This window comes from Candidatus Hakubella thermalkaliphila, from assembly GCF_013281975.1.
Taxonomy (GTDB): Bacteria; Actinomycetota; Humimicrobiia; order Hakubellales; family Hakubellaceae; genus Hakubella; species Hakubella thermalkaliphila.
The window spans coordinates 1-921 of sequence record NZ_BLRZ01000337.1; the positions used below are offsets into that span (position 1 = coordinate 1).

The 921-nt window shown below is 50.4% G+C and carries 1 protein-coding gene and 1 pseudogene; both read right to left on the reverse strand.

Going from position 1 to position 921, the window contains the following annotated elements; translation table 11 throughout:
- Positions 1–446 (reverse strand): sugar phosphate isomerase/epimerase family protein (locus HW443_RS11990; RefSeq protein WP_176238305.1); only part of this gene is annotated, 446 nt, incomplete at its 3' end.
- A 125-nt stretch (positions 447–571) separates the two neighbouring features.
- Positions 572–921 (reverse strand): annotated as a pseudogene (locus HW443_RS11995) (3-dehydro-scyllo-inosose hydrolase); the annotation flags it as partial.

The window sequence follows — 921 nt, forward strand, 5'->3', positions numbered from 1 at the left end:
TGGATACCTTTTTCCTGAGCAGCCTGGCAGCATTCTCTAATGCCCTTAACCACCCATTTCCTCCCTTTGGAGAAGTCGACTCCTTCAACTATGTAGCCTCCTCTGATAAGGCCGATGATAACCCCAGCCCTAAAGATAGAGGCAAACTGCACATGTTTTTTAAGTCTTTCTCTGGTCTTTTGCCGCACATCTGGATCAGGAGAGCTAAGAGATAGGCCTTCTTCCAGGTAAGCCTGACCTGTGCCGATGGCTGGCACCTCGAGATTATAACTCTGGACTACTTCTTTGACCAGTTCAACATCCACTGTTTCTGGATCCCGTACCGCCAACTCCACCCCTTGATAGCCCAGCTCTCTTAGCCTGCTAAGGCTCTTTTTTAGATCCTGTCCCTGGGAGATGGCAGAAAAACTGGTCTCTTGGAGGGATATTACGAAGGCAAGCTCCATTTCACCAAATCACCTGAAAATACCAATACTCTATTTCTAAAAGGCAGTAAAAGAGTTCTCTTCTGCCGTGAGATTATTTGAGTTTCAAGTCAATGGGCGCTTGGGAACCAGCCCCCAGTCCTTCTCTAAGTCGGATAACCCAGAGTATAGATGCTCCTGCCACCTTCAGCCAAAGGACCTTTAATGACGGCTTCAATTTCCTCCCGGGATCTTTGAGTCATCTCCTCCATAGGCGGGAGCTTGCCTGGGGGAAAGGCAGCCCGGATGTCATCATGTAGACGCACCATGTAATCCAAAAGAGCCTCCACGCCCTCTCGGGCCTTTTCAGCCTCAGCTAAAGTAGCTTTGCCCACCACTCCCTCAGGATAAGCAGCTACCTCAATAGGACCCAATCCCACATGGCCATACCAGGCGATGGGCCTCTGCAAGAGGTTACCGGCTTTGTCCACGTGGCCCTCGGGCAAATATCCTCTGG